Annotated in this window: 2 protein-coding genes and 1 pseudogene; all 3 read right to left on the bottom strand. The window is 69.8% G+C overall.

Going from position 1 to position 2,088, the window contains the following annotated elements:
* Window positions 1-645 (bottom strand): ABC transporter permease subunit (locus GRX66_RS18500; RefSeq protein WP_449271477.1); only part of this gene is annotated, 645 nt, incomplete at its 3' end.
* Entirely contained in the window at window positions 645-1,847 is a 1,203-nt protein-coding gene (locus tag GRX66_RS18495) for a branched-chain amino acid ABC transporter permease (RefSeq protein ID WP_159527787.1), read from the bottom strand. The genes GRX66_RS18500 and GRX66_RS18495, both read right to left, overlap by 1 nt.
* 49 nt (window positions 1,848-1,896) lie before the next feature.
* A pseudogene (locus tag GRX66_RS18490) lies at window positions 1,897-2,088 on the bottom strand (MFS transporter); the annotation flags it as partial.

Raw genomic sequence — 2,088 nt, 5'->3', positions numbered from 1 at the left:
AGCCGCCGAGCGTTGCGACGCCGAGACCGCGGCCACGAGCAGGACAGCGCCGAACGCGAACAGCGCGGCCCGGCGGTCGACCGGCCGGACGTACCGCGCGACGCGGTACGCGAGGTAGCCGAGCACGGCCACGGACAGCAGGCCGAACACGGCGAGGTTGACGACGAAGCTCCCCAGCGAGACGGGGAAGACGGCTTCCATCGGCTGGTAGACGTCGCGCACGCCGAACGGACCGTTGAACAGCCATTCCTCGTCGTTGACGACGGCGTGGAAGATGGTGGCGACGCCGAGCGCGGTGATAGCGAGGTAGTCCTCGCGGAGCCGCAGCGTCGGCACGCCCACGACCAGCGACACGAGCGCGGCGGCGACCATCGCGAGGGCGAGCGCGAACAGCCACCCGAGCAGGCCGCCCAGCGGCACCGCGGACAGCAACTCGGGGAGACCGAACCCGCCGATGCCCTCGTAGCCGGACGTCCCGGCCGGCATCGCGAGGACGACGGTGACGTACGCCCCGACCATGAAGTAGAGCACGTGGCCGAAGTCGACCAGCCCCGTGAAGCCGTACTTGACGTTGAGACCGAGGCCGAACAGCGTGTAGATGCTGACGACGGTGAGGAGGCTGACGAGGAAGTTCGCGAGCGCCATCAGCTGTCACCCCACAGGCCCTCGGGCTTCACGAGGAGGACGGCCACGAGGATGACGAACGCGATTGCGGTGCGGTACGTCGCGAACCCGGACGGCAGCAGGTAGACGCCGACGTCCATGCTGATTCCGATGAGGAGGCCGCCGAGCGCGGCCCCGTACGGGGAGTCGATGCCGCCGACGATGACCGCCGCGAACACGGGCAACAGGAGGTTGAATCCCATGTTCGGGCTGAGGTTGGACGCGTACCAGCCGAGGAGGACGCCGGCGATGGCCGCGAGCACGGCCGCCAGCACCCAGACGACGAGCTGGACGCGGTCGATGTCGACGCCGCGAACGCGTGCGAGCGCCTGGTCGTCGGCGGTCGCACGCATCGCGCGGCCGGTCTTCGTGCGCTTGAGGACGTAGTTCATGCAGAGCATTGTCGCGACCATGACGGCGACGATGATGCCGTACTTCTGGCTGACGCCGACGCGCGTGCTGTAGACGGCGTCGGCGACTGATAGCGGTGCGCCGCGGGCGAGCATCGCGACGGCTGCGAGCGCGACGGCCCCGGCGGAGACGCCCCAGATCCAGGGGCTGACGAAGTGGACCTTCTCGAAGCTCTGGTCGCTGCGTCGCCACCGGTAGACGGCGAGGCCGACGCCGACCGCGACGAGCAGCCCGGCGATCACGACGGGCCAGCTGTACCCCCAGGAGTCGAGGGCCTGGAGCGCGCCGTTGGCGCGCTGGTTCAGCTCGACGGCGACGCCGCCGCCGGTGACGTAGAGGTCGACGTTGACGTTCACGCGGCGGACGGTGTCGTAGGTGACGTTCTGCGTGCCGACGAGGAACAACACGAGGTTCCGGAGCACGAGCGCGAGCCCCAGCGAGACGATGACCATCGTGATGAGGTCAGCGTCCTTCCCGCGGAACTGCTTGAACACGGTCTTCTCGTAGACGCCACCCAGCACGCCCGCGAGTGCGACCGAGCCGATGGCGGCCGCGGCGAACGGGAGTTCGAGGACGTTCGGCACGAGCACGAGTTCGCCGGGGCTGTTGAGCGCGAGCGCGAGGTACGCGCCCACGGTGAGCATGTCGCCGTGTGCGAAGTTCGGCACTTCGGCGATGCTGTACACCAGCGAGAGGCCGAGCGCGCCGGCGGCGATGATGCCGCCGGTGACGACGCCCTGGAACAGCGCGTTGACGATGCCTGTCTCTACCATACTCCCTCCCCGGTCGGTCGGCTGTCGGTCTGCGGTACGTGGTGGCGTGTCATGACGGTTGGGTCGATCTCTGGGGTGCCGCCGCGCTCACGGCGAGCGCCGCGAGTCCGAGCAGGACGGCCAGGAGGACGAAGACGGCGCCGTAGCCGCCGGTCGCGGAGCGGACGACGCCGGTCAGCGTCGGCAACACGACGGCGGCGACGTTGCCCGCGGCGACGACGACGGCGAGCGCGGCGCCCTG

Origin of the sequence: Halobacterium bonnevillei (assembly GCF_009831555.1) — an archaeon.
GTDB classification, from domain to species: Archaea; Halobacteriota; Halobacteria; order Halobacteriales; family Halobacteriaceae; genus Halobacterium; species Halobacterium bonnevillei.
Note: the sequence above shows the minus strand (reverse complement) of the source record. Positions and strands in the feature narration are given on the sequence as shown.

What these genes read in the sequence shown, in the direction of transcription:
- GRX66_RS18495 (WP_159527787.1), bottom strand. Translation starts at nt 1,847, where the DNA reads ATGGTAGAGACAGGCATCGTCAACGCGCTGTTCCAGGGCGTCGTCACC.